The sequence below is a fragment of the Secundilactobacillus hailunensis genome (assembly GCF_005405185.1).
GTDB classification, from domain to species: domain Bacteria; phylum Bacillota; class Bacilli; order Lactobacillales; family Lactobacillaceae; genus Secundilactobacillus; species Secundilactobacillus hailunensis.
The window spans coordinates 50,008-74,645 of the sequence record NZ_BJDO01000007.1 but is presented as its reverse complement, the minus strand read 5'-3'; the positions used below and the strand labels follow the sequence as shown (position 1 = coordinate 74,645).

Below are 24,638 nucleotides of genomic sequence, written 5' to 3'. Positions count from 1 at the left end.
ACTTCCTGCATTTAACAGCTAAACTAGGCTTATTCAATATAAGAGGTGCTTAAATATGAAATTAATTACAACTGAAGAACACATCAGTACTGATTTTGCCCACAAAGCAATCAACGATTACTTAAAGACTGTCCCTGCTGACCCCAAGGAAATGCAGAAATTTGGCAAATCATTTGCAGAAGGCTTGGTTGCCTATGCCGTAGATCCAGCAGTCATGAGTGACATTGACGACAAACGGCTCAAGTACATGGATGATAATGGCATTGATATGCAGATCCTGTCTTACGGTGATGCCAGCACCAACCCTGATATGCTGCCGTCAGATCAGTCAATTGCACTGAGCCAAAAGATCAACGATACGATTGCCAATGCGGTTAAACGTCACCCAGACCGTTACTTGGGCTTTGCCACCCTCCCCGTTTCTGATCCAAAAGCTGCCGCTAAGGAACTCCAGCGGGCCGTTGAAGAATTGGATTTAAAGGGCGCTTTGATCTTAGGCACTGCCAAAAATAACGAGTTCCTGGATGCACCTAAGTTCATGCCAATCTTTGAAATGGCTGCTAAATTAGATGTGCCGCTCTACATTCACCCTTCAATGCCGTCAAAGACCATCCGTGATAACTATTACAGTGGCATGAACCCCATCGGCTTTAACGCCATCATGTCCACACCAGGTTGGGGCTGGCACATGGAAGCTGGCCTGCACGTGACGCGTCTGATCTTGTCTGGCCTGTTCGATAAATTACCTAATTTGAAGTTGATCTCTGGCCACTGGGGCGAATTTGTCCCTTACTTCCTCGAACGGTTAGATGAAGCAACTACCCCAGTCATTGGCAATCCCTTAAAACACCCTGTATCTTACTACTACAAGAAAAACGTTTACGTTACCCCAAGCGGGATGTTTACGTGGCCTCAAATGCAATTGGTCCTCACTGAAATGGGTGCCGATCACGTCATCTGGGCACAAGATTATCCTTACGTCACGGGTAACGCTGCGAACTTCTTGAGTGATACGCCAATTAGTGAAACGGATAAGGAAAAGATTGCCCATGGCAACATTGAAAAGCTGCTCAAATTAAACAAGTAATGATTAAAGAAAGCCAGCTGCGAAATAATCCGCAACTGGCTTTTTAGAGTATGACACAAAAAACGACCCTCACAGGTCGTTTTTGTTAGTACTGATAATATTAGAATTTAACTTGGCTATCGTCAGAACCCTTTTCGATTAAGTTTACGTTGCTGTTCAAAGCATATTGAACCATGTTCTTAACAGCAGTTTCAGTGTAGAAAGCAACATGAGGTGTAACCAGAACGTTTTCACGCTTGATCAAGTTCTTCAAACGTTCGTCTGGAATAGCATCAAAGCTACCAAAATCGGTGTTGAAGATACCAACTTCGTCTTCGTAAACATCAAGGGCAGCACCGGCAACTTTACCTGAATCCAGGGCACGGATCAAAGCATCAGTATCAACTAAAACCCCACGAGCAGCATTGATGATGAAAACACCATCTTTCATCTTGCCAAAGGCTGCATCGTTAAGCATATGTTCGTTTTCCTTTGTAGCTGGTGAGTGGACTGTAATGACATCGGCTTTGGCGTAGAGTTCATCCAAAGTATCAACGTAAATACCGTCTTTTTCCAATTCAGGATTATGATAAACATCATAACCAATGATCTTAGCGCCGAAGCCGCGGCAAATATTAATCACTTTACGACCAATCCGACCAGTAGCAATCACACCAACAGTCATCTGATCTAATTCCTTAGCAATGGTTGGCGCCCAACGAAGATCACCATGAGCGATTTTACGGTCAAAAGTGTTCGTCTGGCGAAGCAAACGCATTAATTGGGTAACAGCCAATTCGGCGATTGCGCTTGGTGAATATGCGGGTACGTTAGTAACTTTGATGTCATTACGCTTGATAGCGTCTGCATCAACGTTATCAACACCAACGTTACGTAGTGAAAGTGACTTGATACCGAAGCTAGCCAATTTGTCCAAAACAGAAGCGGTGTATGGCTTTTGTTGGTAAACAACAGCACCATCATACCCCTTAGCTTGATCGACAGTTGAATCATCTAATAAAGCGGCAACGGCTTTAACTTCGATGCCCTTTTCCTTTGACCATTCTTTAAGATAAGGCATTTCATCGTCACGAATACCATATGCAATAATTTTCACAATTGTTTCCTCCATTCACTGATATAGCTTTATTTTATCATTTTTTAATCAGCTTGATAAGGACTTCAGCGAATTATGAAAGAAAAGGCAATTAATTGTTTCATTTTATAAATTGAATTGAAAATAAGTGCTAGCTTTCAAACGTGAACCCCATGGGCCAGCAAATAAGCCACTTTGGCAGCTCTCGGCTGATGTTTAAACGCGTATTCCGCTTTCAAGGCAGCTGATTTAGTTGCAAAGGTCTCAAAATAAATCAGTTTTAACGGATGGCGGCTCTTCACTCGCGTATACTTGGCACCCTTACCCGCCTGGTGGGCAGCTAACCGTGCGTAGACGTCGGTGGAGTAACCACCGTACAGACTGTTATCAGCACAGAGCAGCACGTAAAAATAATACTGATCAGGTTGTTTAGTCACCGTAAAGCATCTTCTTTACTGGTGCCGAATACTCGCCAGATTCATCATAAGTCATGAGTGATGGCAGGACCTTTAAGCCACTAGTACCCCCATCCTTAATGGCCTCAACTAGCATGATATTAGCGTCTTTACCTACTTTCGGGTAAACGAACTGCAGGCGTTTAACGGCTAACCGGTATTTTTGCATCATTGATATCAGCTCAGGTAACCGGTCCGGCCGGTGGACAAAGTAAGCTTTACCATTGGTTTTCAATAACCCGCTAGTAACTGAAATAACGGTTTCCAAGGTCGTAGCAATTTCATGGCGGGCAATGGCCAGGTACTGATTCGGATTCTTCTTGCTATCCGGCAAATCGGCAAAATACGGTGGATTGCAGACCACGGCATCGACCGAGTCCTTATGAATCTGGTCAAAGATCGTTGCGAGGTCTTGCTGGTACACCGTAATCTGCTGTTCAAGCTGATTTAGCGCCACTGAGCGGCGTGCCATGTCCGCTAACCGCGGCTGAATCTCCACCATAGCAATCTTACCCTTTACCCGCGGGGCCATAAATAAGCTCACAGCCCCGTTTCCTGCACACAGGTCCACTAAAGTGCTCGCTTGTTTCATTGGCGGTTTCGCAAAATTAGCCAAGAGAACCGCATCTAATGAAAAGGAAAAGACTTGCGGACTTTGAATAATTTGAATGTCTTCACTATAAAGCTGGTCAATACGTTCACCAGGCAGTAATTCTGGAGTTGTCAAATAATCACCCATTTCGTTGATGTTTCAGCTATTTATCCTTATAATAGCCATTATTGTAAGTTAAGCCACATCTGTGTATAAGTCGTTAGGTCAATGCCTTACTATCTTACTATTTTTTACGAACATATCAAGCCCCTAAAAGACAGTTAAATGCCGTTGTCATTGCCATCCAAGACTTTTAGCGCTAACTGGTTTATAATAAATTATTAGACAATCTGACATAGGAGAGGTTACATCATGTTTTATTCTTTTATTCGCGTGATCGTGCGCATCATCGTTTACATCATTAACGGTAAACCGCGGTTTGAACACACTGAAAGATTACCCAAAGGCAACTATATTCTGGTTGGCCCGCACCGGACCTGGTTTGATCCCATCTACTACGCACTGGCCGGCAGTCCGAAAAAATTTAGCTTTATGGCAAAAATCGAGTTATTTAAAAACCCGATCCTGCGTTGGATCTTAAATCATGCCAACGCGTTTCCAGTTGACCGGAAAAATCCCGGTCCATCAGCTATTAAGACTCCGGTACGGCTGTTAAAAAACAGCAATTTATCGCTGATCATGTTTCCTTCCGGTACTCGGCATTCCCAAGATTTAAAGGGTGGCGTGGCCGTGATCGCCAAGCTTTCTAAGGTACCCATCGTCCCCACCGTTTATCAAGGACCACTCACTTTCAAGCAGCTCTTCAGTCGCCAGAAAATCACCGTTTCATTTGGCGAACCCTTTAGCGTTGATCCGAAAATGAAATTAAACGCTGACGGCTTTAAAGTCATTGAAACTAAGATGCAGGCTGGCTTTGATCAGCTTGATCACGATATCGATCCGAATTTTCACTATGTGGATCCGAAGGCTAAGTCAAAAGCATAGACTATCAAAAAGCAATCCAACTTCAGCAGTTAATCGAAGTTGGATTGCTTTTTTGTTTAATCCAAATGAGCCGTATTCTGCAGCTGGATCATGTCGTAGTAGGCACCCCTTTTCGCCATTAATTCATCGTTAGTACCGCGCTCAATAATCTGTCCTTGATGCAGCACTAAGATCAAATCGGCGTTTTGAATGGTCGACAGCCGGTGAGCAATCGCAATCGTCGTTCGACCAGACTGTAACTTGGCCAAACTCTTTTGAATCTCTTCTTCGGTTTCCGTATCCACGTTAGCGGTCGCTTCATCTAAAATTAAGACTTTCGGATCAGTAACCACCGTTCGTGCAAACGAAATCAGCTGTTTTTGACCGCTGGAATAACCGTTACCACGCTCGATCACCCGGGAGTCATACCCTCGGGGCAAGGATTCAATCATGTCATCCGCGTTGACAAACTGCGCGGCTGCTCGCACCTGCCGATCAGAAATTGACTGGTTAAACATTCTGATATTGGACGCCACCGTACCGTAAAACAGGAATGGTTCCTGTAAAACGAGACCCATCTTAGCGCGCAATGTGGCGTAATCATACTCCCGAATATCGTGCCCATCGATCAATACCTGGCCAGACTGAAATTCGTAAAAGCGCATCAGTACGTTGATGATCGACGACTTGCCACTCCCTGTTTCACCAACTAACGCCACCGTTTGACCGGGGTTAGCAACGAATGAAATATCATCCAAAATCGGTTTTTCGCCATCATAGGAAAAGCTCACGTGTTTAAATTCAATCTTCCCCTGCGTAATGTCTCTGCCGGCAACTGGCTTTTGAGTTGGCACAGCGGTTTTATCCGCCATTAGCTTCATCACCCGCGAACCCGAAACGATCCCCTCTTGGAAATCACTCAGATTATCCATCATGCTGGTCATGGGGTTAAAAAGGTTATCCAAATAAGTGACAAACGCGTAAATCATCCCAGCTGGGACGATACCGTTCAGACCACGAACACCCAGTAAAGTCAGCACGAATACGACACCTAAAGCATAAAAGAGGTCGATCAGCGGACTGAGCAAGAGTGAGTTGATGCGGATCATGGCTTGCCGTGATTTAAAATAAGCACTGTTGACATCATCGAACTCATGGTTCATCCGTCGTTCCTGCCGAAACTGCTGAATAATGCTGATCCCAGTAATTGCTTCTGACAACCGTGAATTTAATTCACTAAGCCGTTCACGCATCCGCCGGTAAACTTTAGAACTGTAACGCTGGTAATACCAAATTGTGACGCCTAATAGTGGCAGCAGGATCAGTAACCAGACAGCCACCTTCGCGTTTAACAGAAACATCGCGATGACTGAAGAAATCACCGAAAATAGCGCCACAATGAGACTGCTAAACAGCTGCCAAAAGGTGCTAAACGACATGGTATCATTGGTTAGCCGCGATAGGATCGAGCCACTGGGGACCTGATCAAAAAAGCGCATCCCCAGATGGTGGAGTTTATCGAACAACTGCCGCCGCACACTTTCCAGCATATATTCGGCCCCCATGCTGTAGAGGTAAGCCTGACCAAATTGCATGAACGCCCGCACGACCATGGCAAAGAAATACAGGCCGGCAAACAGCCACATGACCTTGAGATCGGCACGGCCCACTTTGAGGTAGTTATCCATGTAATCCTTTAAAATCATAGGCAGCATAATGTTAACCACGCTAATTAGAGCGGCTAACACAATGGCAACAATAAAGTGGCGCCAGTAAGGCTTAGCGTAACCGATCAATCGTGCGACGATCCCCATTTGTTCTTTGATTGGGATACTCTTGGCCCAAGCAGATTGCTGTTTATTATTCTTCACCATTAGCCCCCCCCTTACTCGCATTTCCAGTTCTTGGCGCTCAAACATCTGGTGATACCAGCCGTCCTGTGCCATCAACTGATCATGATTACCGCGTTCAGTCACCGTACCATGATCCATCACAATAATTTCGTCCGCCTGCATGACTGAACTCAGGCGGTGCGCAGCGATAATGGTCGTTTTACCGGCCCGTTCGTCGTGCAGATTGGTTAAGATCTTACTTTCAGTTTCCGCGTCCACCGCTGATAAGGCATCGTCTAAGATCAGCAGTTCCGGTTTAATGAGCAGGGCTCTGGCAATTGCCAAACGCTGCCGCTGTCCTCCTGATAGTGAGACACCTTCTTCACCAACTAAGGTATCAAAGCCGTTTTCAAACTGGTCAATTTGGTCAGCGAAATCGGCCTCTTTGACCACCGCATCGATTTCAGCATCGGTCGCTTCCGGTTTAGCAAACGCAATATTGTCGCGTACCGATTCCGAAAATAAAAAGCTATCCTGTGGCACGTAACCCAGCGCTGGCAGATAACTATCTAACTGATAGTCCAAAATATCAGTGTCGCCATAGCTGATGTGACCCTGATACTGCTCAAATTGACGCAGCAAAAGTCGCATGATCGTGGTCTTCCCTGCACCGACCCGGCCCACGATACCCAGCGTTTTACCGGCTGAAATCGTGAATGACACCTTGCTTAGTGCCGTTTGCGGATCGTCTGGATAATTGAATTTGGCCACGTTAAAGGTGAGATCACCGGCTGGGCGCTCGCTTTTACCATTCGTTTGGTCAATCACTTGTGAGCGTTCATTGATCAGGTTCATGACCCGATCATAACTGGCATTCCCACGTTCCATGGTGTTAAACAGCATTCCTACCGCGAAAATTGGCCAGATCATCATGGAAAGATAGGTAATAAATGAAACCAAATTACCGATCGTGATCACGTGGCTGACAACTAAGGAGCCGCCCATGACGATCGTCGCCACGTAGGCTAACCCAATGATCAAAGTGGTAATGGGATCAAATAACGCATCGAGGCGATTGACCCGCCGATTGACTTTAATAGTCTGGTCAACCTGCTGATCAAAATCCGTGATGTCTTCTTGTTCCTGACCGAGGCTCTTGATCACCTTAACGCCACTGATACTTTCCTGGGCTTTATTATTCAGCCGTGAAAACGCTGCTTGGGAATCACGAAAGGCAATGTTGATCTTTTGTCCGAGATAAAATGCCATCACCGCTAACAGCGGAAACGGTAAGACTGCAATCAAGGTCAGCCGCCAGTTGATCAGCGTCATCATAGCAATCAACGTGGTTCCACCAGTGATAATGGAATCCGCGAATTGAAGGATACCGCCACCGGCCACCCGTTGAATCGCTTGCAGGTCGTTCGTGGCCCGGGCCATGAGATCACCGGTTCGGTATTTCTGATAAAAGCTTTGATCCATCGTCATATAATGGCCAAATAAACGCTGCCGCAACGTTTTTTCCAACTTCGCAGCTGCACCCCAAATCGCCGTTCGCCACATATAGCGTGACCCATACTGACCAATGGCAGCTGCTAACAAGATCAGCAGATCAATGGCTAACAGTCGTCCGGTCAACTGATGGCTATGAATTGAATCGACAATCACCCCGATCATCCGCGGGGGAATAATGGCTAATAAAGCTGTGATCAACAGCCCTAATAGACCGAACAGATAAGTCCTCCATTCAGCCTTAAAATACCAGCCCAGTTTTTTAAAGATACTCATAAGTGGTCGCCTCCTTCATTAATAGTCTTGAATAGTCTTGCATAAGTATTTTTTTACTGACAAAATTAAAAAAGACTCGGGATTCCCCAAGCCTTCATTCACGAATGCGATTTAACGCTTTTCTGATTGCTGCTGTTTCATGCTGTTCATCATCTGATGCAACTTCTTTTCGGATGGACGTTGGCCCATCTGCATCATCATTGTACGCATTTGATCTTCGCTGATCGGCGGATTTTCACGAATGTACTTCTCCATGTACCGACGAGCTCCGAAGAAACCAAGTGCCAGACCGGCTAATAAAGCAACGATCACAATTAGAATCCAAATTCCAGTGCTCAAGTGGCTGTGCCTCCTTTACAGTAACTTCCAATTAACCATATTACACAAGTTTGGGTTAATTTAAAAGGGCTTCTGCAGGAAAGGGTCAACCGATTTACCGTAACCCCTTCTTTTTTTGAATCTCCTGAACCTTTTTAGGTGTAACTTCCTTGCCAGACTTATCAAAGACCCGTAACATTTCAATATCGTTTTTAAAACCCGCACGAAACTTCTTCAAGTACTTTTGCCGAAGGTCTTTGCGTTCAACCTTTTCAAGCTCAGTTAAACCTTCTGACTTAGCTTTTTTGGCTAATTCATTAATACGGGCGATTAAATCTTTCATTTCAGTTTCTGCCATTATATTTCACTCCCTTGTACAAACACACTTTGATATAATACATCGAAACCCTTACTGGTTCAAGGAAGAAAGCTTATATCTGGTGAGAAAATTACCGCGTAAATACAATTCAGGAATTTCCATAATTCCAAATCCAGACCAAATGCGAACACTTGTTTGAAATAAAGGGCTAACTATGCTATTATAACGGTAATTCAAACCGAATGTTAGAGGTGAAACCATGACAAAATCTTCAGATTCAAAACAACTCGCAATTTTGCGATTTATTTATGAACAGACCCAGTCCCACGGTTATCCGCCGACCGTTCGTGAAATCGGTGAAAAAGTAGGTCTCAGTTCAACTTCCACTGTGCATGGCCACATTGCCAGGCTTTCTAAAAAAGGCCTTTTAATTAAGGATGCCACTAAGCCACGGGCACTGGAAGTCACTGATCAAGGCATCGAAGCGCTAGGCATCGTCACTAAGCCAACCAAGATCCCAGTCTTAGGCACTGTAGCGGCTGGCGAACCCATTTTAGCCGTCCAGGAAGCCACGGATTACTTCCCAGTGCCAGACAACTTAGAAGACGAAGCCAGTGAGCTCTTCATGCTGCAGATTCGTGGTGAAAGTATGATCAACGCCGGTATCTTGAATGGTGATAAGGTCATCGTCAAGAAACAGCATTCAGCCGAAAACGGTGAAATTGTGATTGCCATGACTGAAGAAAACGAAGCCACTTGCAAGCGGTTCTATAAGGAAGACCACTACTACCGCCTGCAGCCGGAAAACGATACGATGGCCCCCATTATCCTCAATCAAGTAACCATTTTGGGTAAGGTCGTCGGTCTCTATCGTGATGAAATTTTCTAAATCAAATGATGAATAATAATGAGGTTGATTCCCTAAACTAGGAGAATCAACCTCATTTTTTATCCCTATTCTAATCAGTTACCCCGGTCGACGTACTGCCGCTGATCATGCTTGATTCCGCTTAAAACAAACCGGGCGTCATCATGACTCAGGTCAAGCAAGACATCATGATCAGGCAGTTTTTGCGAGAAGACGCGTTCGTACTGCGCCATAGTCAATTGCTGGCGACTACCGAAGAAGTCCGTAAACCACTGCCGTGAAGCCTGAGTGTCAAATTGGTCGCCGATCGTGCCACTGAAGAACTCGCCCTCTGCACCAGACCCATAGCTGAACAAGCCGATGCGTTGCCCTGGCTTTAACGTGGCGTTGTCAAATAGTGAACGGAGGCTTAAGTACAGTGACCCGGTATACAGGTTCCCCACTTGGCGATTGTAAACACGACTGGCTTCAAAGTTAGCCATTAACTGTTTTTGCTGCGTCTCATCAGCTTCTGGTAAAATCGCCCGCAAGGCTTTGAGACCCATTTTAGTAAACGGTAAGTGAAAAGCAAAGGCGGTAAAATCTGCAATAGCGCGGCCCGTCTGCTGCTGATAATCCTGCCAAACGGCCTTAAAGAAGTCAATGTAGACGTTCTCTGAAAACCGGCCGTCCACCAGTGCCTCCGTTCGATAAAGGGGCCGCCAAAAATCCATAATGTCTTCAGACTTAAAGGCAGTCTCGTTATCTAGATTCAGTAACCGCGGTTCAGCACTAATGGTCATGGCAACTGCCCCGCCGCCTTGAGTCACTTCACCGGGAGTGTTTAACCCATAACGGGCAATATCCGCCCCAATGACTAGCACTTGCTTATCGGGATGCAGGCGCACGTAATCGTGAGCAAACTGCACCCCCGCCGTTGCGCCATAACAGGCCTGCTTGAGTTCAATGGTCCGAATATTGCCTGGCAAGTGCAACAGTCGCTGCAGATAAACCGCCGCTGACTTAGAATTATCAATACCAGATTCGGTGCCAAATAGCACCATGGCAATTTGGTCACGGTTAGTTGTATTCACAATTTTAACGGCTGCGTTGGCCGCCAAAGTCACCGCGTCTTGGGTGACCGGAATAACGGCCTGTTGAGACTGACCGATACCGATTCGATATTTATCCGGCTCCTGATTACGAGTATGTGCCAGATCAACCAGATCTAAATAAGTTTTCGGCGTGTAAAACGCCAGTTGATCGATTCCAATTTGCATAACTGTACCTCATTCATTTTAAAATTCATTGCCCTAAATAATGGTAATTATAATCCATACCGTCCCTGTATAGCTGATAAGAAGCTTCCGTTTCATCCGCGAAGATGAACGAAATGGCCGGCGTACCCCATGATGAATAGCCCCAAAAGACCGTATCATCGTAGTCATAGTGATCATTGGGCCGGCGGTAAAAACCGCGGGTGCGATCCCAGATGGTCCCGTGAGTGCGCACCCAGTCCTCCGCGATACCGGCTTTAACTTCATCCAGCCGTTCACTATTATCTAAGATCAGCTGCCGTAACCGTTCCCAGTCCAGCTGCCAATCATGCTGTTTCGGTCGGGGTTTATCAGCTCGATAGACGGTTGAAGCTTCAATCGTGTTCAATTCAATTGGTACTAAATCCTGAAAACGCATCATAACCCCCTCTTTAATTAAATTCCATTAATAGTTGCATCTGCTTTTGCTTTATTCACATACCATGCTATCATAGTAATAACCGCTGACCAAGCGGTGTTCTTCGAGTGCATTCATCTTTTACACTGAACCACAGGATTATTCGAAACAGATCATAATTTTATCTAAAATGAGGTGTTGAGATTGGTAAGTACTACTGTTAAAGTCATTTCATCAGAAGGATTAACAGGCGACGTTGTTAACCAGTTAACCAACGAATTAGCCAAATACGATTTTGATATTACACTGGCTTATAATGGGACCAAAACAACTGCTAACAGTTCGCTGGGCGTTATGAGCCTGGGTGTTCCCAGCGGCGCCAAAATTGACCTAAGTGTTGATGGCACCACGGAGCAGTTGAAGTCAGTTGTTTCGAGCCTAGTTGATCAGCAACTAGTAACCAGAATTTAATACTTGTCAATTAACCGACTACTATTATGGCAGTCGGTTAATTTGACGGTTATTAAACCGATCAGGATTACCTAGCAACTATAACAAAAATGATTGAGGGGAATCAATTTCATGCAATTATCTAAACAATTATTAACCACTCTCGCCGTTGCGGGAAGTGTTCTCTTGGTTGGCGGTCATTCCGCCCACGCGCTGAGCCCGAATAGTTCACAGCCGCGAACGGACATGGTCGACCTGTCTAGCTGGCAGTCCACTCTAGGATCCAGTGATTATCAAAAGCTTCACGATGCCGGTGTTAAAGCCGTTGCCATCAAAGCTTCTGAAGGAACTTCTTATACGAGTCCCGTCCTGCAGCAACAGGTACAAGCCGCGCAAAATGCTGGTTTGGCTGTTAACTACTACCACTTCGCCCACTTTACTTCAGTAGCGAGCGCACAAGCAGAAGCCCAGAACTTTATTAATGCCGTTCAATCAGTAACCAGCTCCAAGAACATGGTCCTGGTCGTTGATTTTGAAGCCAGTGAATTAGGCCGGCAATCAAAAGCAACTAACGATGCTGATCTAGCAGCGTTTGACAGTACTTTAAACGCCGCTGGCTACAATAAGACCGACTTATACACCATGGCCAGCTGGCTAGGTAGCCGGATCGATACCAATGCCAGCAACAAAGGCTGGATCGCCCAGTGGCCATCTAACCCAACCGGGACAGAATATCCGTCAGCTAACGCCTGGCAATGGGCCTCTGATTACCGCTTTAATGGCGAGTCACAGAATCTCGATGTTAGTCAGTTGAATAACGATTTCTACGTCAACGGTGACGCCAGCACTGCGGTTCACACGAGTCCTAGCAGTTCAACGCCGAAGACCACTCTGGTCAAGGTTCCAGCACCAGCACCGAAGTCATCAACAACGACGCCAACACCGACACCTTCGAGTTCATCATCTAGCTACTCGGCTGCCCGTTCAAATTCAGTGAAGCTTATCTGGCGCGCATCAATGAAACGCCACGCTTACTGGACCCTTTCCGGTGCCCGTTATTCTAAACATCTGGGAATTAAATACGCCAATATGAAGAACTTACCGCACACAACTTGGTACACTGACGGTCATGAAAAATTATACCGGAAGTCATCCCATAGCTACGCGATCTACTATCACGTCAGAAGCGGTAACGGTCAGCATTCCGGTTGGATCTGGCGTGGCTATCTGCACGCTGGTCTGAACCCTAACCGTTAATTAAACTAAATATTTAATGAAATGGCTGCTAAAACCAATGTTGGTTTTAACAGCCATTTTGCATTGGATTCACCAGCGTCATTGACGTCATTTAACATCAATAATGCTATACTGAAACTGTAAAAAAGGAGCGATTAATATGCCTGATAAACCTGAAAAACCCGCGACCACTTTTAAAAAGATCCGTCGTGGGATGCTTGGCAGCTGTCCACAATGTCACCACGAAATGACTATTTACTATGGAATGAACCATTGCCCCGCTTGTGGGTACTTATTTAAATCCAACTTTATCGTTAAATAATCCTCAAGGAGGGATGCGATATTGCAGAACTATATTGAATATTGGTCAAAATTAACGGTTTTCAACGCCACCGCAACTCGTAAGCAGTATTGGACTGCTTATATCATTAACGCTATCGTAATTTGGCTTTACGGCGTACTGACTCATCAATCACAGTACATGGTCAATGGTCATTACGAAATCGCCGCCAATACGAATTCGGTCATTTTTGGTCTGATTTTAGCCTTAGTATGGCTGGCTAACTTCACCATTCGTGCCCGTCGCCTGCACGACTCTAACCACAGTAATTGGTGGCTAGTCATTTCTGTCATTCCAGTGATCGGTACGATTTGGCTGTTTGTTTTATTATTAATGCCAACCGTCGACAATCAACGGTGGCCGTTAAACCAGTCGCAAATTCAGTAAGGACTGTTATCAAAAAAACATCAGCCATTTCTCCCCTATCCAGAGAGACTGACTGATGTTTTCTTGTGATTTATTCAACTTTTTCTTCAGCGTTAACTACTAATACTTGAACGTTGGCGCGACGAACCACGTACGCAGTGGTTGAACCGATCAGTAACCGGTCGAACGCATCCGCACCGGACTTACCCATGACGATCAGATCAAAGTCCTGCTTGTTAGCCGTTTCAGTGATCACACTCTTGGGCGGACCGGATTCAATCTTCGTTTTGGCGTCGATACCAGCTGCGTCGGTCAGGCTTTGGCCTGCTTTAAGGACGCTGATTGCACGCTTCCTTAAATCATCCTGAATATCCATCGGGATGTTACCGGCAGCTAAGGTCACCCGACTCTGATCAATAACGGCCATCAACGTAATCTTGGAACCAAAATAGCGACTAATCTTGATGGCAACTTTTAGTGCAGACTGCGAATTTTCACTACCATCAAGCGGCACTAAAATATGTGAAAACATGGTCATCACTCCTTTGGCGAGCTCAAAAATGAGCCGCATCGACAAAGTTAACTTCCAACTAATTCAATTATGAACGCTAATTTTGATCAAATCAATTAATATGCCCTGCTTGTTACAGCTTATACAAAGTGCGGCTGATCAGAGGTCGAAACACCGCCACTGAAAGTAACATTCTTATGGTGACTATAAACATGAACTGAGTAATTTCCTGGTTTAGCTTTAATCGCACGGGTTGTATGACCGTTGGTAAATGAAATTGTGCGAACGCTTTTACCATTCCGGAAAAGTTGGTAAGAATACTTGTGATGGCTGATGTTTTGATTTTTATCGTAAGCCGTAACGACTACGTGTAATTGATGAGTGGGTGTTAAAGCGACTCGCCGTGTTGATGCTGAAGTACGGTCTGCCTGCTTTAATGCGGAAGTTTTACGATTCAATGCAGCGCTTGCCTGATTTTGACCAAATAGTAATACGGTGACGATACAGGCCAAAACGACGAGTCCCATTGATAATTTAAACGGTTTATTCATGTTTGCCTCCTCCAAGTTCTAATAACTTGTTACAAGGATAAAGGAAGTGGATTAATACACGATAACGAGAATGTCACGTTTTTGTGACGAAATATTTCAAAAATTGAGTTAATTGAAATCTTTTGCTGGTAATTAGCAATAACTTAGGTTAATCTGGTAAAAGTGATTTTAAGTAAGGGAGTCGATATGATGAAATTAAAAAAAGCAACGTTAGCAGACTTAGATACGATTATTGATATTTTAAAGGACGGCAGTAACCAACTGGCAGAAAGTGGTGTTGATCAATGGCAAGGTGATTATCCTTCTCGTGACCAGATCACTTCTGACATCAACAACGGCTTTGCCTATCTGGCACAGTCCGATGACAACGAAACGGTCGGCGCCATTGCCGTCGTTACCCCACCTGACCCATCGTATGACACCATGAATGGCACTTGGCTAAACAACGGCGACGACTACATTGTGATTCACCGTGTGGCCATCCACTCACAGCACGCTGGTCACGGCTACGCTACTCGCCTGTTCAACGCAGTGATCGACCACGTTGTTTCTGATCATCCAGAAATTAAATCGATTCGGATCGATACTCATGCTGACAACAAGCCAATGCAGCATCTAATCGCTAAAATGGGCTTCACTAAAGTCGGCGAGATCAAAGGTGTTTACCACCCTGCCGATCTGAGCTACGTTTACGAAAAGCTGCCTCATGAAGACGCTGCTTCAAAACACCAAGCAAGTTAATTCTTGATATTAAAGCGATATTAGGTTCCATTTCTTTTGAAATGGAACTTTTTTTGTATGATCATGTTTAGCTGCAAAAGTTAACTCTACTTAATCTGTCTAAGCTAGTACCCGTTCTGAAACTAACTAATCGTGGAACTACTGTTATTAAGCATACTAATACTTTCTCACTGTGCAAAAAGGAATCAGATATTTTACTCAGGAAACAGTTTTTGAGTAAAATATCCGATCTCCTTTTTAATAAAACTGATTGCATTAACTTACTCAGCTTTTGATTTATTGTATGAAAACCGCACATTAATATCTTGTGGGTAATCACCAAACTTTCGACCAAATAAGTTAAGGCCACCCTGGTTACGGGCATTAGCCGTACTTAGTTTAAAATCAAGCACCTTTGCCGGCTGCTCTAAAACATCCGTTAAAGTGGTGGTGCTAGTCACGTTACCATTGATAGATGTTCCCTGCTCATTAATAGTGATTGTCATCTGATGGCCATATTCAGTACCTAGGTTCCACCATAAAGGCGTCAATAACCCTTTACGATCCCCATAGTCACCTAATAAAGTGGTCTGCCCCAACGAGTGGCCACTTAATTCAAAACTGATATCCGAAGGAAAATGCATCTTGTAACCAGGATATTCAGCACATAATTCTAGGGAAATCTCAATACTAGCTAACCGTTTAATTTCAATATCATAAAGTGGAATATGGTAGGCTAAATAACCAGTTGTAAACCAGATAAGTTCAATATCATCCTTCTTTTCGTAATAAAACGTCCCAGGATCATCTACGAAACCAATTATTTTATCAGCAGTTGTCAATCCACATGGTGACGTCACGTCAAAATCATAAAAAGCACCAATCGGTAATGACTTTGTGATGGAATCACGGATAAAACCATCCTTAAATGGATTAAAAATCAAGACCACGTCGTTTTTCTTTAACATACAAATTTTTAACTGGCCGTGAATTCCCTTCGCCATTTTTGATTCCACAATACCTACTTTTTCTAGAATTGAGATATGTTTCGTAATCATTGCTGAAGAAATGCCCAACCGATGACTGAGCTCTTGAATGGATAAATCATCCCTTTGCAGCAATTCAATGATACCGATTCGAGTTTTAGAAGATAATGCCTGAAAATAAGCTAACGAATCTGTGTTAACACTTCGATATTTTCTTTCTGGGTACATAATCAACAACATCCTTTTTTTCTAGCATCACACTGTATTAATTGAATTATAGCATAGCCCTACTTATCACTCATTGACTGAAAAATCAAATTAGTAAGCCACCTTGACATCAAAATAATCCATGTTACTATTTAGTTAATCAATTCATGAATTGAACAACTATAAAGTTAATTAAAGGAGTAAAGCATATGAATCGTCTTGATTATCCTAATCCACAAAAGATTAGAACGAACTGGTTTGATTTAAATGGTGAATGGGACTTTTTTTTAGATAAAAATGAAAGCGCTTCAAAAGAACCGCTGTCTCTTAAAACATTTGATCAAAAAATAACTGTTCCGTATAGTTATACCTTTGGCAAATCTGGATTAACTATTGACGACTACTATCCAGTTGTTTGGTACCATCGTAATTTTAAGCTGGATAAGCAAGCTGGTAAACGTTATTTGCTGCATTTTGAAGCCGTTGATTACCAATGTGATATTTGGTTAAATGATCGATTAGTCTTCCATCATGAAGGTGGCCATACGCCATTTGAAATTGACATCACCAAGTGGGTTAAGACTAACAACGATTTAACATTAAAGGTCGTTGACCATAATGATCCTACTCAACCCATTGGCAAACAATCTTGGCACGATGATAACTTTCTGTGTTGGTACACCAGAACAATTGGTATTTGGCAAAGCACTTGGCTAGAAGAAACGGGGACAACTTACCTCACTAACTTCATTTTAAAACCAGACACAGATAACGCATCATTGAATATCGATGCTTACGTCAATAACCACGATGTAGCTAAGCTCACCGCTACCATTAGTTATCAGGGTCGCGAAATCGTTGAAGGAAGCGCCAGTTTCAAAAATGGTCGGGCACGTATCTCTGTAGACGTCAGTGATGAACAAGCTGCCTTTCGCTTGCACTACTGGACGATTGGTGATCCGCAGCTTTATGATGTTGATCTCAAGGTCACTCATGATGATACCGTGAGCGATACCGTTTCCAGTTATTTTGGGATGCGCAACATTGAGGCTGCTAATCGAAAACTCTACTTAAACCGTGAAGAATTATATCTGAAATTGGTACTCAACCAAGGTTATTACCCGAACGCTGGTCTCACTGGAACAGTAGCCGACTTTAAGGGTGATATTGAAAAAATGCAGGCCATGGGCTTTAACGGCAACCGAATTCATGAAAAAGTTGAATCCAATAAAATGCTTTATCTCTGCGACAAAATGGGCTTTGTTTGCTCAGCCGAGTTGCCAAGCACTTTTGAATTCAGTCAAAAGTCTATGAACAGTATTGACACTGAGGTAAACGCATTTGTTCAAAAACATATCAATCATCCAGCGGTCTTGGCCTATGTCATCATGAACGAGTCTTGGGGTGTTAACGAGATTTCGAATAATCAAGACGAGCAAACCTATGTTAATGGTTTGTACTACCGCATTAAAGCCATGGACAATACCCGCTTGATCAGCAGTAATGACGGCTGGGAGCAGGTTAAAACCGATATCTGTACGGCACATGACTACGATACTGATACCGAAATCATTAAATCTCGTTATAACAGTTTGGAAGCGGTTACACAAGGCAGCCCTTCCCTTTCAAACGGCCGACGTTTGTTCTGCAAAGGTTATGAGAATCAGGAAGTTCCTTTTGTACTTAGTGAATTTGGTGGCATTGCTTATGAGGAACAACACCGCGCTGACTCTTGGGGCTACGGTGATCGCTTAGCCTCAAAGGAAGACGTTTTAAATACCATGTCGGGTCTCATCAAACAAGTGATGGCCATCGATTCTTGCAGTGGTTTCTGTTACACCCAAGTCAGTGATGTTGAACAAGAAGTTAATGGTCTGCTCGACCATAATCACAACTATAAATTTGATCCAAAAAAGATTCGTGCCATTGTCACATCAAATAGACAATACGGTTTACAGGTAAATTAAGGGGAGAGTTTGAGATGAAAGATAAAGTCAATTCAATCGCTGAAAAAGTCGCACCAAGTGAGTTTGTGGCTTACTTTCTATACGGCTTTGGTCAATGTTTTAGTTACGGTATTGTTGGTAGTTTTATTTTAATTTACTACACAGATGTCGTCGGGATCTCTTCCATTATTGCCAGTGCAATCTTCTTACTAGCACGTGTATGGGATGCGGTCTTCGATCCAATCGTCTCTGGTTTCATGGATAAAGGACGTAATACCCACGGTAAATTTAGAAAATATATGCGGATTGCTCCCATCTTTATTGTGGTTTCAACAATTGCGTGCTTCTTTACACCGACTGTTAGCATGACTGGGAAAATTGCCTATGCTGCCGCTTCATATATTTTATGGGGGACAACTTATGCCTTTTCTGATATTCCATTCTGGTCAATGTCAACTGTCATGACAAAAGACAGTCGTAAGCGGACTAACCTGGTCACCACTGCTAGTTTAGGTGTCTCTGCTGGTGGCGGGATGATTGCAATTATTCTGCCATTTATGCTGGCCTACTTTAAAAATAACGCGACTCCTGCAACCAGTTACCTCATCAGTATTACAATTTTAATGCTCATCGGTTTTGTATTTATGCAAATTGGCTACCGGTTTACCAAAGAACGGGTAAAGCCATCTGCATCTGCCGAAAAAGTTACGACCCACGATATTATTACAGCCGTCAAGACCAACAAGTATATGCTTAAACTACTGGTTACCATGCTACTGAAAATTTTCATGGAAATGGTCAATGTCATCATCATTTACTTCTTCACGTATGATATGTCCAATTCTAAGTTAATGAGTGTTTTCGGAGTTATCGGAACGCTCAGTGCAATCACTTATCTCCTGATTCCCTTCCTGACAAAGTACTTCAAGAAAATTAAAATCCTCAGATTCTTATTGGTTACTGATATCATTTTCCGGGTCATTTTCTTTGCTGTTGGTTACAAGAATGTCACCCTAGTCTTTATCCTATTAGCAATCACTCAATGTCTGTATGGCATGACGGGACCTATTTCATCCGCAATGCTGGCTGAAACCGTTGAATATACGGAAGTTAAAACTGGCAAACGTTGTGAAGCCATTGTCTTTGGCGGCCAAACCTTTGCCAGCAAATTAGCCATTGCCTTCGCTGGTGCAACCACCGGTTTGATCCTATCGTTTATCGGCTATCAACCAAACACTGCTCAATCCTCTGGCACCATGACTGGTCTATTTATTATTATTTCTATTTTGCCAGCTCTAGGTTCACTCCTTCGGTTATGGGTTCTGAAGGGTTACGATTATACCGAAGATGAATTTAAAAATTGTCGTAAAATTTTGGATAAACGTGCAACCAAGCTCGAAGCTGAAAGTGCTGGCACTAATACTTCATCCGTAACCCCTACTGGACTACAAACAGAGGCCACAAAAGCTACTGGTGATGCTTCATAAATTTGCTTTTAATATTCCTTAAAAACAAAATTTCAAGTTAACACAAACACAGGTTGATCAGATAAATTTGATTAACCTGTGTTTTTTATTGATCTTAATTTTTAGAATGTCGCTCCGTATGCCCATAAGGATGCGGTTCGCCCTTTATTTCATGAGCAACGTGTCCCAGCATGGCGTCCACCATTTCTAAAATGTGGGGATCATCCAGACAATAATAGACGTGGGTGCTCTTCTTATTCTTCGTCACCAGCTGGTAGCGGTATAAGATTGCCAGTTGATGGGACACCATGGGCTGTGGCAGATCAACTTGAGCCACAATACTGGACACATCCGCCTCGTTGTTTTCCAAAAAATAAAGGATCTTAATCCGGTTAATATTACTCAAAACTTTATAGATTTTAACGGCTTCTTCTAAAAGTGCATTGCTCACTTTCAAACCGATCACCTCAACTTTACTTCTATTCAGTACCTCTATTATGGTACAACTGTTAGAAGAAAGCTATGATGTGACTGATCAAGCCGCTGTCCCAGAACACCCACAGACCGATTAGAATATAGCAGACCTTCATCAATTTTTCGCCGTATTTTCCCATAATAGTGGTGATCACTGGTACATCCGCAATCAGCTTGATCACAAAGACCACCAAGATGGTCAATGCACCAATAAACACTAATGTCATCAAAAAATGAGTCAGGCTTTCCCCAACGAGGACTGGTAAGAAAATCGACAAGTTACAGCCGGCACAGACTGATAAGTACGTCAGCGTCACACTGAGAATCTGTGAGCGATGGTGCTTGTCACCATCTTCATCGTCATCATCATGGAACGCCAAGTAGATCGGCAGAAACCCTAATACTCCTAATAACCATTCTGGTAAAAACACCAGCAGCGCCTTACCCACAATATAACTTAAAATAAGTAAGATCATGTTCCCTAACAAGTAGCCAATCATCACTTTAACGACCTGATACTTTTTTAATAGGAAAATCAGCATGAAGAAGAAATCCAGGTTCACACTTAAAAACGTTAACGCTAATACCCAATAATTCAAAAATTGCTCCTCCTCTTTTACTGCAAATATATTATATGTCACATATAGCATATTAAAAAGGAATGATGACTTTTATTTCTAAAAGTTGTATTTTGACATCAAACGATAACATAAATGAAATAACAGCTATAAATACTGATACAGCCACTCTCAGCACGATACCATCAATTTAGTGCCCTTGCTATTACCCTTGAAAGCACGTATGTTAGAACTCGTTGAAAAAATTACTTTTACTCATCGCTTACGATTAGGAGTGCTAACTTTGAAAAAATGGACTAAATATCTGCTTCTCCTCATATTACCTTTAATGACTTTGGTGACTTTAGGTGGCACAGCCGCACACGCCAAAGCAACCGCTATTCCTGACATTTCCGAATGGCAAGGTAAATTGACCGATAAACAGGTGGCTAGCTTAAAATCTCAGGTCGCCTTTGTCATTAACCGGCGACAGTATGGTATTGGCCACGTTGACCGTTATGCATCACACAACACTGCCCTTTACACAAAGTATGGCATTCCGTTTGGTGAATATGATTTTGCCACTTTCAGCAGTCCGGCTCGGGCTAAAGCAGAAGCCAAGGCTTTCTACCAAAGAGCTAACCCTAACGCTCAGTTCTTTGTGCTGGACTACGAGGCACTGCACACCAGCAAGAGCCAATCAAACGCTGCCGTTGAAGCTTGGTATAACGAAATGAACCATTTAACTAATAAGAAACTCGTCTTTTATTCTTACCAATCATTTGCCACCAGCTACGCTAACCAAGCTCGTAAAAAGTTCGATGCGCAATGGATCGCTAACTACAGTAAGAAACCAACGATTCAAACTGACCTCTGGCAGTTTTCAAATCACAAGTATTTCCCAGCACTAAAAAAGCACGTTGATGCCAGCAGCATTCTCAATTCCAAGAAACCATTGGATTGGTGGATCGGCGGTACCTCAAACGCTAGCGTCAACAATTAAAATACACATTAAAAAAGTGATTTCACCAGTATTAACCTACTGATGAATCACTTTTTGTCTATCTGCTTAACTTTAACTTGATCAGGCCGCTTTTTAATCAGCCGGTTTAATGTAATAATCAGGGTCAATGAAATCACGGCATAGATGGCCGAACCTAAACTAAGATCCTTTAACCCCATCACATCAAACATCACGGAAGCCGTTGCCGAGCCCAAGGAGATCCCAAAATTAAAGAAAATGGAGCTTAACGAGGAGGCTAGTACCAGCGCTTGCGGATAATCATTTTCCGCAATCTCCAAAAGATAGACTTGTAAGGGCGCACTGAGCAACGTGACGATCATGGTTAAGATCAGGAGTGCACCAAAGCCCACTGCTTCATGATTCAGTGTCTCTGGCAGCAGCATTAAAATCACCAGATCCGCCACGTAGTATTTGGGCAATTGCGCTAGTCCGCCGTGTTTGGCTAAATGACCCGACCACCGATTCGAGACGATGCTCATCAGCCCAATAGCAAATAAAAGCACGTTCAAATTACTACGATGAAACCCCAACCCACTGGTTAATAACGGTCGCAGATAAGTGTAGTAACCGTACATGGTCGCAGCGGTAAAGAGCGCTAGCAAAATTCCAATCTGAACGCGACGATCACGAAACAAGGTTAACTGTTCAAAAACCGTTCCGGTGACTTGCCGGACGTGTCTTGGCAGTAACCAGACTAATAGACCATATGGCAAAAGCGTGAGTCCTGAAATCAGCAGAAAAGCTGCCCGCCATGTGGATTGGAAACTGATCATCGTACCAATGGGGACCCCAAAAACTGATGCAATACTGTAGCCGGCAAAGATCCAGGCTACCAGACCAGCCCGTTTTTCCTTGGCTGCTATTGCGGACGTCAGCGCCATCAGTAAGGAAATAATGGCACCAGCCACACTAGCGGCCAGCATCCGTGAAATCAGCATCCAGCCATAATTCGGTGCTAAGGCGCTTAAGGTATTACCGATCCACCAGATACCCATCAGCACCAGCAACGTTTTATACCGGCTATATTTGCTGGTGAGAATGGTAATAACGGGCGTACTCACCGCGTAGACAATCGCAAACACTGTGATCAGGGAACCGACTGCCGTTAGCGAAACGTTCAACTGATGCGCAATTTCCGATAATATCCCCACTACCATGAACTCATTGCAGCCTAATAGAAAGGTCACCATCGTAAAGACGATGGCCCGCAACTGATTCTTCTTCATCGTCAATTCCCCCGTCTCTTCCATTTCACACCATCACCAGCAGCCTAAACCCCATTTAGACGTCAATCTAGTTAATGGCAGTATAACTCAACCCCTATTTTTTTACTCAAATAAGCTTCCGAACTGGGATGGCTTAAACCAGTCATTTGCATTTCCAACAGGTTTTCACCATACTGTCGCCGACATTGCCACTGCTTGGGCGATTCAAAAACACACAACGCCAATTATCGGCGTCACTAAACAGCACTATATTGCGGGCACGAAGCGCGCTATTTCACTGACGCTAACTGACGATGAAATGCACGCCCTTGAATCGTTAGCTGATCAAGCACACGTTGATACTCGTGCCAGTTGGGAACAAAACGTGAAGAAGTAATTTGATTGATTCCATTAAAAGTAAAGCGGCCGACTAACACCGAAACATCGGCATTAGTCGGCCGCTTCATTTAATCAGGCACTAAGTAAATAGTGAATTTCCGTTTGAATCTGACCATACAGTTGATCACTTAGTTGCTGCTTATTGCTGATCAACAGCGCATCATTAATCGCTTTTTGAAAAATGGAAACGATAATTTGCCCCAATACGTCACAAGTCTCCGTTTTCAAGTTTGAACTCACTGGACAGTTGCTCAGGGCAACACCTAAATTCTCACTGAGCTGCTGCCACGCCTGAGTAACTAGGCTTGCTTCTTGAGCCGTCAGTAATAACCGCTCCCTGACAGTAATTACAAATAATTGATAAATCGCCTGATTCTGAAAAATAACTTCAATTTGCTTAAAAGTTGTCATTAATGCTGTTTCCAGTTCAGCCGGTGTTGAACTCTGGCTGAAATCAACTTCAAGGTTACCTAATCTTTCAAGACCATTTCGCTTTAAGATACAGCCTAAAATTTCCCGTTTGCCCTTAGGAAAATAATAATACAGTAATCCTTTAGCAGCACCGCCCACCCCTTGAATGATCTCTCTGGTAGTGGTGCCAGTATACCCTTGAGTCGCAAATAATGTCTTAGAAACAGTGATAAATTGACTTTTTGAAAATGTATTTTCCTTAGTCATCTAATCAGTTTCCTTCTTGATAAACTAATAATCTTCATGCTCGCTAGTCTGCATCGAATATCAATTCAGATACATGACCAGCGATTAAAATACGTGAAAACATAAGTCTCTCTTAGTCTCATGCCTTTAACTTTAGTTTACTTTCAAAACGTTGTTACCATGGTACAAATCATAGACCGTTCAAATAAGAATGTCCGCCCAGTCAGGATAAGGCAAACCACCTTTGTAATAAAGCACGATCCGCTCATGATTCACGCGTCCGTGTTCGAATGGCTTGGACCAGATCCCTCTGACTCACGATGCCAAGTTTAGCTGCCATGACTTGCAATCACATCGCAATCAAACTTGACATTAAGATGACAGACATCAATAAGTAATGGAAAGCTCAACAATGGTTAAAACTGATCAATCACCTGACACGTGTACTCAACCATTATTGGTCCACCAGATTCAGCATCGTCCCCTCTTTAAAACAGTAATATCAATTTCTGCCGATAACTTACCCCCATCAGCAGATTACAGCGAATGGTACTACTTGTTCGTTTTACCAT

Annotated in this window: 26 protein-coding genes and 3 pseudogenes; 11 read left to right on the top strand and 18 right to left on the bottom strand. The window is 43.5% G+C overall.

From position 1 onward, the window contains the following. Window positions 1-55 precede the first annotated feature (55 nt). Window positions 56-1,087: an amidohydrolase family protein gene (locus FFM73_RS03520; protein WP_137630403.1), complete on the top strand. Its 1,032-nt coding sequence runs from the start codon at window positions 56-58 to the stop codon at window positions 1,085-1,087. Between the two features lie 100 nt (window positions 1,088-1,187). On the opposite strand, the gene FFM73_RS03515 is transcribed toward FFM73_RS03520, so the two are convergent. The 3 genes from FFM73_RS03515 to FFM73_RS03505 all read right to left on the bottom strand — a co-directional run bounded on the left by FFM73_RS03515 (window position 1,188) and on the right by FFM73_RS03505 (window position 3,344). Beyond that, window positions 1,188-2,183, bottom strand: a complete 996-nt coding sequence (locus FFM73_RS03515; RefSeq protein ID WP_137630402.1) for a D-2-hydroxyacid dehydrogenase — start codon at window positions 2,181-2,183, stop codon at window positions 1,188-1,190. Window positions 2,184-2,320: 137 nt separating this feature from the next. Then, window positions 2,321-2,599, bottom strand: coding sequence for a GIY-YIG nuclease family protein (locus FFM73_RS03510; RefSeq protein WP_137630401.1), 279 nt, complete (start codon window positions 2,597-2,599; stop codon window positions 2,321-2,323). Continuing rightward, window positions 2,592-3,344, bottom strand: a complete 753-nt coding sequence (locus FFM73_RS03505; protein WP_235874441.1) for a tRNA1(Val) (adenine(37)-N6)-methyltransferase — start codon at window positions 3,342-3,344, stop codon at window positions 2,592-2,594. Before FFM73_RS03505 ends, FFM73_RS03510 begins: the two co-directional genes overlap by 8 nt. A 237-nt stretch (window positions 3,345-3,581) precedes the next feature. Here FFM73_RS03505 and FFM73_RS03500 point away from each other — a divergent pair, with 237 nt between their 5' ends. Then, on the top strand, window positions 3,582-4,214 hold the full coding sequence (locus FFM73_RS03500; protein WP_137630399.1) for a lysophospholipid acyltransferase family protein: 633 nt from the start codon (window positions 3,582-3,584) through the stop codon (window positions 4,212-4,214). A 56-nt stretch (window positions 4,215-4,270) separates the two neighbouring features. On the opposite strand, the gene FFM73_RS13115 is transcribed toward FFM73_RS03500, so the two are convergent. The 4 genes and pseudogenes from FFM73_RS13115 to FFM73_RS03485 form a co-directional block, all read right to left on the bottom strand. Continuing rightward, the gene (locus FFM73_RS13115) at window positions 4,271-6,067 is read right to left on the bottom strand and encodes an ABC transporter ATP-binding protein (RefSeq protein WP_306418819.1); all 1,797 of its coding nucleotides are present in this window, start codon (window positions 6,065-6,067) and stop codon (window positions 4,271-4,273) included. A gap of 303 nt (window positions 6,068-6,370) precedes the next feature. After that, a pseudogene (locus FFM73_RS13110) lies at window positions 6,371-7,702 on the bottom strand (ABC transporter ATP-binding protein); the annotation flags it as partial. Window positions 7,703-7,924: 222 nt separating this feature from the next. Further along, window positions 7,925-8,152, bottom strand: a complete 228-nt coding sequence (locus FFM73_RS03490) for a YneF family protein (protein WP_137630397.1) — start codon at window positions 8,150-8,152, stop codon at window positions 7,925-7,927. A 94-nt stretch (window positions 8,153-8,246) separates the two neighbouring features. Further along, a complete protein-coding gene (locus tag FFM73_RS03485) occupies window positions 8,247-8,489 on the bottom strand; it encodes a DUF896 domain-containing protein (RefSeq protein WP_089136924.1) in 243 nt (80 codons plus the stop codon). A 220-nt stretch (window positions 8,490-8,709) separates the two neighbouring features. Between FFM73_RS03485 and lexA the strand changes: the two genes are divergently transcribed. Beyond that, window positions 8,710-9,339, top strand: coding sequence for a transcriptional repressor LexA (gene lexA / locus FFM73_RS03480; RefSeq protein WP_137630396.1), 630 nt, complete (start codon window positions 8,710-8,712; stop codon window positions 9,337-9,339). Between the two features lie 74 nt (window positions 9,340-9,413). Here lexA and FFM73_RS03475 read toward each other — a convergent pair whose 3' ends face one another. Together FFM73_RS03475 and FFM73_RS03470 are read right to left on the bottom strand one after the other, a co-directional pair. Continuing rightward, entirely contained in the window at window positions 9,414-10,577 is a 1,164-nt protein-coding gene (locus FFM73_RS03475; RefSeq protein WP_137630395.1) for a hydroxymethylglutaryl-CoA synthase, read from the bottom strand. A 25-nt stretch (window positions 10,578-10,602) separates the two neighbouring features. Beyond that, a complete protein-coding gene (locus FFM73_RS03470; protein ID WP_235874440.1) occupies window positions 10,603-10,995 on the bottom strand; it encodes a hypothetical protein in 393 nt (130 codons plus the stop codon). Between the two features lie 180 nt (window positions 10,996-11,175). On the opposite strand from FFM73_RS03470, the gene FFM73_RS03465 reads away from it, so the two are divergent. From FFM73_RS03465 to FFM73_RS03450, 3 genes are all read left to right on the top strand, one after another. After that, window positions 11,176-11,442, top strand: a complete 267-nt coding sequence (locus tag FFM73_RS03465; protein WP_171001185.1) for an HPr family phosphocarrier protein — start codon at window positions 11,176-11,178, stop codon at window positions 11,440-11,442. 111 nt (window positions 11,443-11,553) lie between these two features. Beyond that, window positions 11,554-12,678: a GH25 family lysozyme gene (locus FFM73_RS03460; protein ID WP_137630393.1), complete on the top strand. Its 1,125-nt coding sequence runs from the start codon at window positions 11,554-11,556 to the stop codon at window positions 12,676-12,678. 322 nt (window positions 12,679-13,000) lie between these two features. Further along, the gene (locus FFM73_RS03450; RefSeq protein ID WP_235874439.1) at window positions 13,001-13,384 is read left to right on the top strand and encodes a DUF805 domain-containing protein; all 384 of its coding nucleotides are present in this window, start codon (window positions 13,001-13,003) and stop codon (window positions 13,382-13,384) included. Window positions 13,385-13,454: 70 nt separating this feature from the next. Here FFM73_RS03450 and FFM73_RS03445 read toward each other — a convergent pair whose 3' ends face one another. Both FFM73_RS03445 and FFM73_RS03440 read right to left on the bottom strand, forming a co-directional pair. Continuing rightward, window positions 13,455-13,895, bottom strand: a complete 441-nt coding sequence (locus FFM73_RS03445; protein ID WP_171001184.1) for a universal stress protein — start codon at window positions 13,893-13,895, stop codon at window positions 13,455-13,457. A gap of 119 nt (window positions 13,896-14,014) precedes the next feature. Beyond that, window positions 14,015-14,425, bottom strand: a complete 411-nt coding sequence (locus FFM73_RS03440; protein ID WP_137630389.1) for a hypothetical protein — start codon at window positions 14,423-14,425, stop codon at window positions 14,015-14,017. A 189-nt stretch (window positions 14,426-14,614) separates the two neighbouring features. On the opposite strand from FFM73_RS03440, the gene FFM73_RS03435 reads away from it, so the two are divergent. Beyond that, entirely contained in the window at window positions 14,615-15,166 is a 552-nt protein-coding gene (locus tag FFM73_RS03435; protein WP_137630388.1) for a GNAT family N-acetyltransferase, read from the top strand. A gap of 260 nt (window positions 15,167-15,426) precedes the next feature. Here the strand turns inward: FFM73_RS03435 and FFM73_RS03430 are convergent, their stop codons facing one another. Beyond that, complete coding sequence (locus tag FFM73_RS03430) at window positions 15,427-16,359, bottom strand: ArsR/SmtB family transcription factor (protein WP_171001183.1); 933 nt, start codon at window positions 16,357-16,359, stop codon at window positions 15,427-15,429. Between the two features lie 188 nt (window positions 16,360-16,547). Here FFM73_RS03430 and FFM73_RS03425 point away from each other — a divergent pair, with 188 nt between their 5' ends. Continuing rightward, window positions 16,548-18,305: a glycoside hydrolase family 2 protein gene (locus tag FFM73_RS03425; RefSeq protein WP_137630386.1), complete on the top strand. Its 1,758-nt coding sequence runs from the start codon at window positions 16,548-16,550 to the stop codon at window positions 18,303-18,305. 14 nt (window positions 18,306-18,319) lie between these two features. Then, window positions 18,320-19,771: an MFS transporter gene (locus tag FFM73_RS03420; protein ID WP_137630385.1), complete on the top strand. Its 1,452-nt coding sequence runs from the start codon at window positions 18,320-18,322 to the stop codon at window positions 19,769-19,771. A gap of 94 nt (window positions 19,772-19,865) precedes the next feature. Here FFM73_RS03420 and FFM73_RS03415 read toward each other — a convergent pair whose 3' ends face one another. Further along, window positions 19,866-20,207: an ArsR/SmtB family transcription factor gene (locus tag FFM73_RS03415; RefSeq protein WP_137630384.1), complete on the bottom strand. Its 342-nt coding sequence runs from the start codon at window positions 20,205-20,207 to the stop codon at window positions 19,866-19,868. Between the two features lie 52 nt (window positions 20,208-20,259). Next, entirely contained in the window at window positions 20,260-20,823 is a 564-nt protein-coding gene (locus FFM73_RS03410; protein ID WP_137630383.1) for a cadmium resistance transporter, read from the bottom strand. 262 nt (window positions 20,824-21,085) lie between these two features. On the opposite strand from FFM73_RS03410, the gene FFM73_RS03405 reads away from it, so the two are divergent. After that, window positions 21,086-21,784: a GH25 family lysozyme gene (locus FFM73_RS03405; RefSeq protein ID WP_235874438.1), complete on the top strand. Its 699-nt coding sequence runs from the start codon at window positions 21,086-21,088 to the stop codon at window positions 21,782-21,784. Between the two features lie 47 nt (window positions 21,785-21,831). Here FFM73_RS03405 and FFM73_RS03400 read toward each other — a convergent pair whose 3' ends face one another. Next, window positions 21,832-23,031 carry an MFS transporter gene (locus tag FFM73_RS03400; protein ID WP_137630381.1) on the bottom strand — a complete coding sequence of 400 codons (1,200 nt, stop codon included), beginning with the start codon at window positions 23,029-23,031 and terminating at the stop codon, window positions 21,832-21,834. Here FFM73_RS03400 and FFM73_RS13170 point away from each other — a divergent pair. Continuing rightward, window positions 23,030-23,293, top strand: a pseudogene (locus FFM73_RS13170) (hypothetical protein); the annotation flags it as partial. The gene FFM73_RS03400 and the pseudogene FFM73_RS13170 sit on opposite strands and share 2 nt — an antisense overlap. A 7-nt stretch (window positions 23,294-23,300) precedes the next feature. Here the strand turns inward: FFM73_RS13170 and FFM73_RS12970 are convergent. From FFM73_RS12970 to FFM73_RS03385, 3 genes and pseudogenes are all read right to left on the bottom strand, one after another. Then, window positions 23,301-23,477 carry a hypothetical protein gene (locus FFM73_RS12970; protein WP_235874437.1) on the bottom strand — a complete coding sequence of 59 codons (177 nt, stop codon included), beginning with the start codon at window positions 23,475-23,477 and terminating at the stop codon, window positions 23,301-23,303. A gap of 4 nt (window positions 23,478-23,481) precedes the next feature. Further along, complete coding sequence (locus tag FFM73_RS03390; RefSeq protein WP_137630380.1) at window positions 23,482-24,087, bottom strand: TetR/AcrR family transcriptional regulator; 606 nt, start codon at window positions 24,085-24,087, stop codon at window positions 23,482-23,484. A 247-nt stretch (window positions 24,088-24,334) separates the two neighbouring features. Further along, window positions 24,335-24,469: pseudogene (locus FFM73_RS03385) on the bottom strand (divalent metal cation transporter); the annotation flags it as partial. Window positions 24,470-24,638 lie beyond the last annotated feature (169 nt).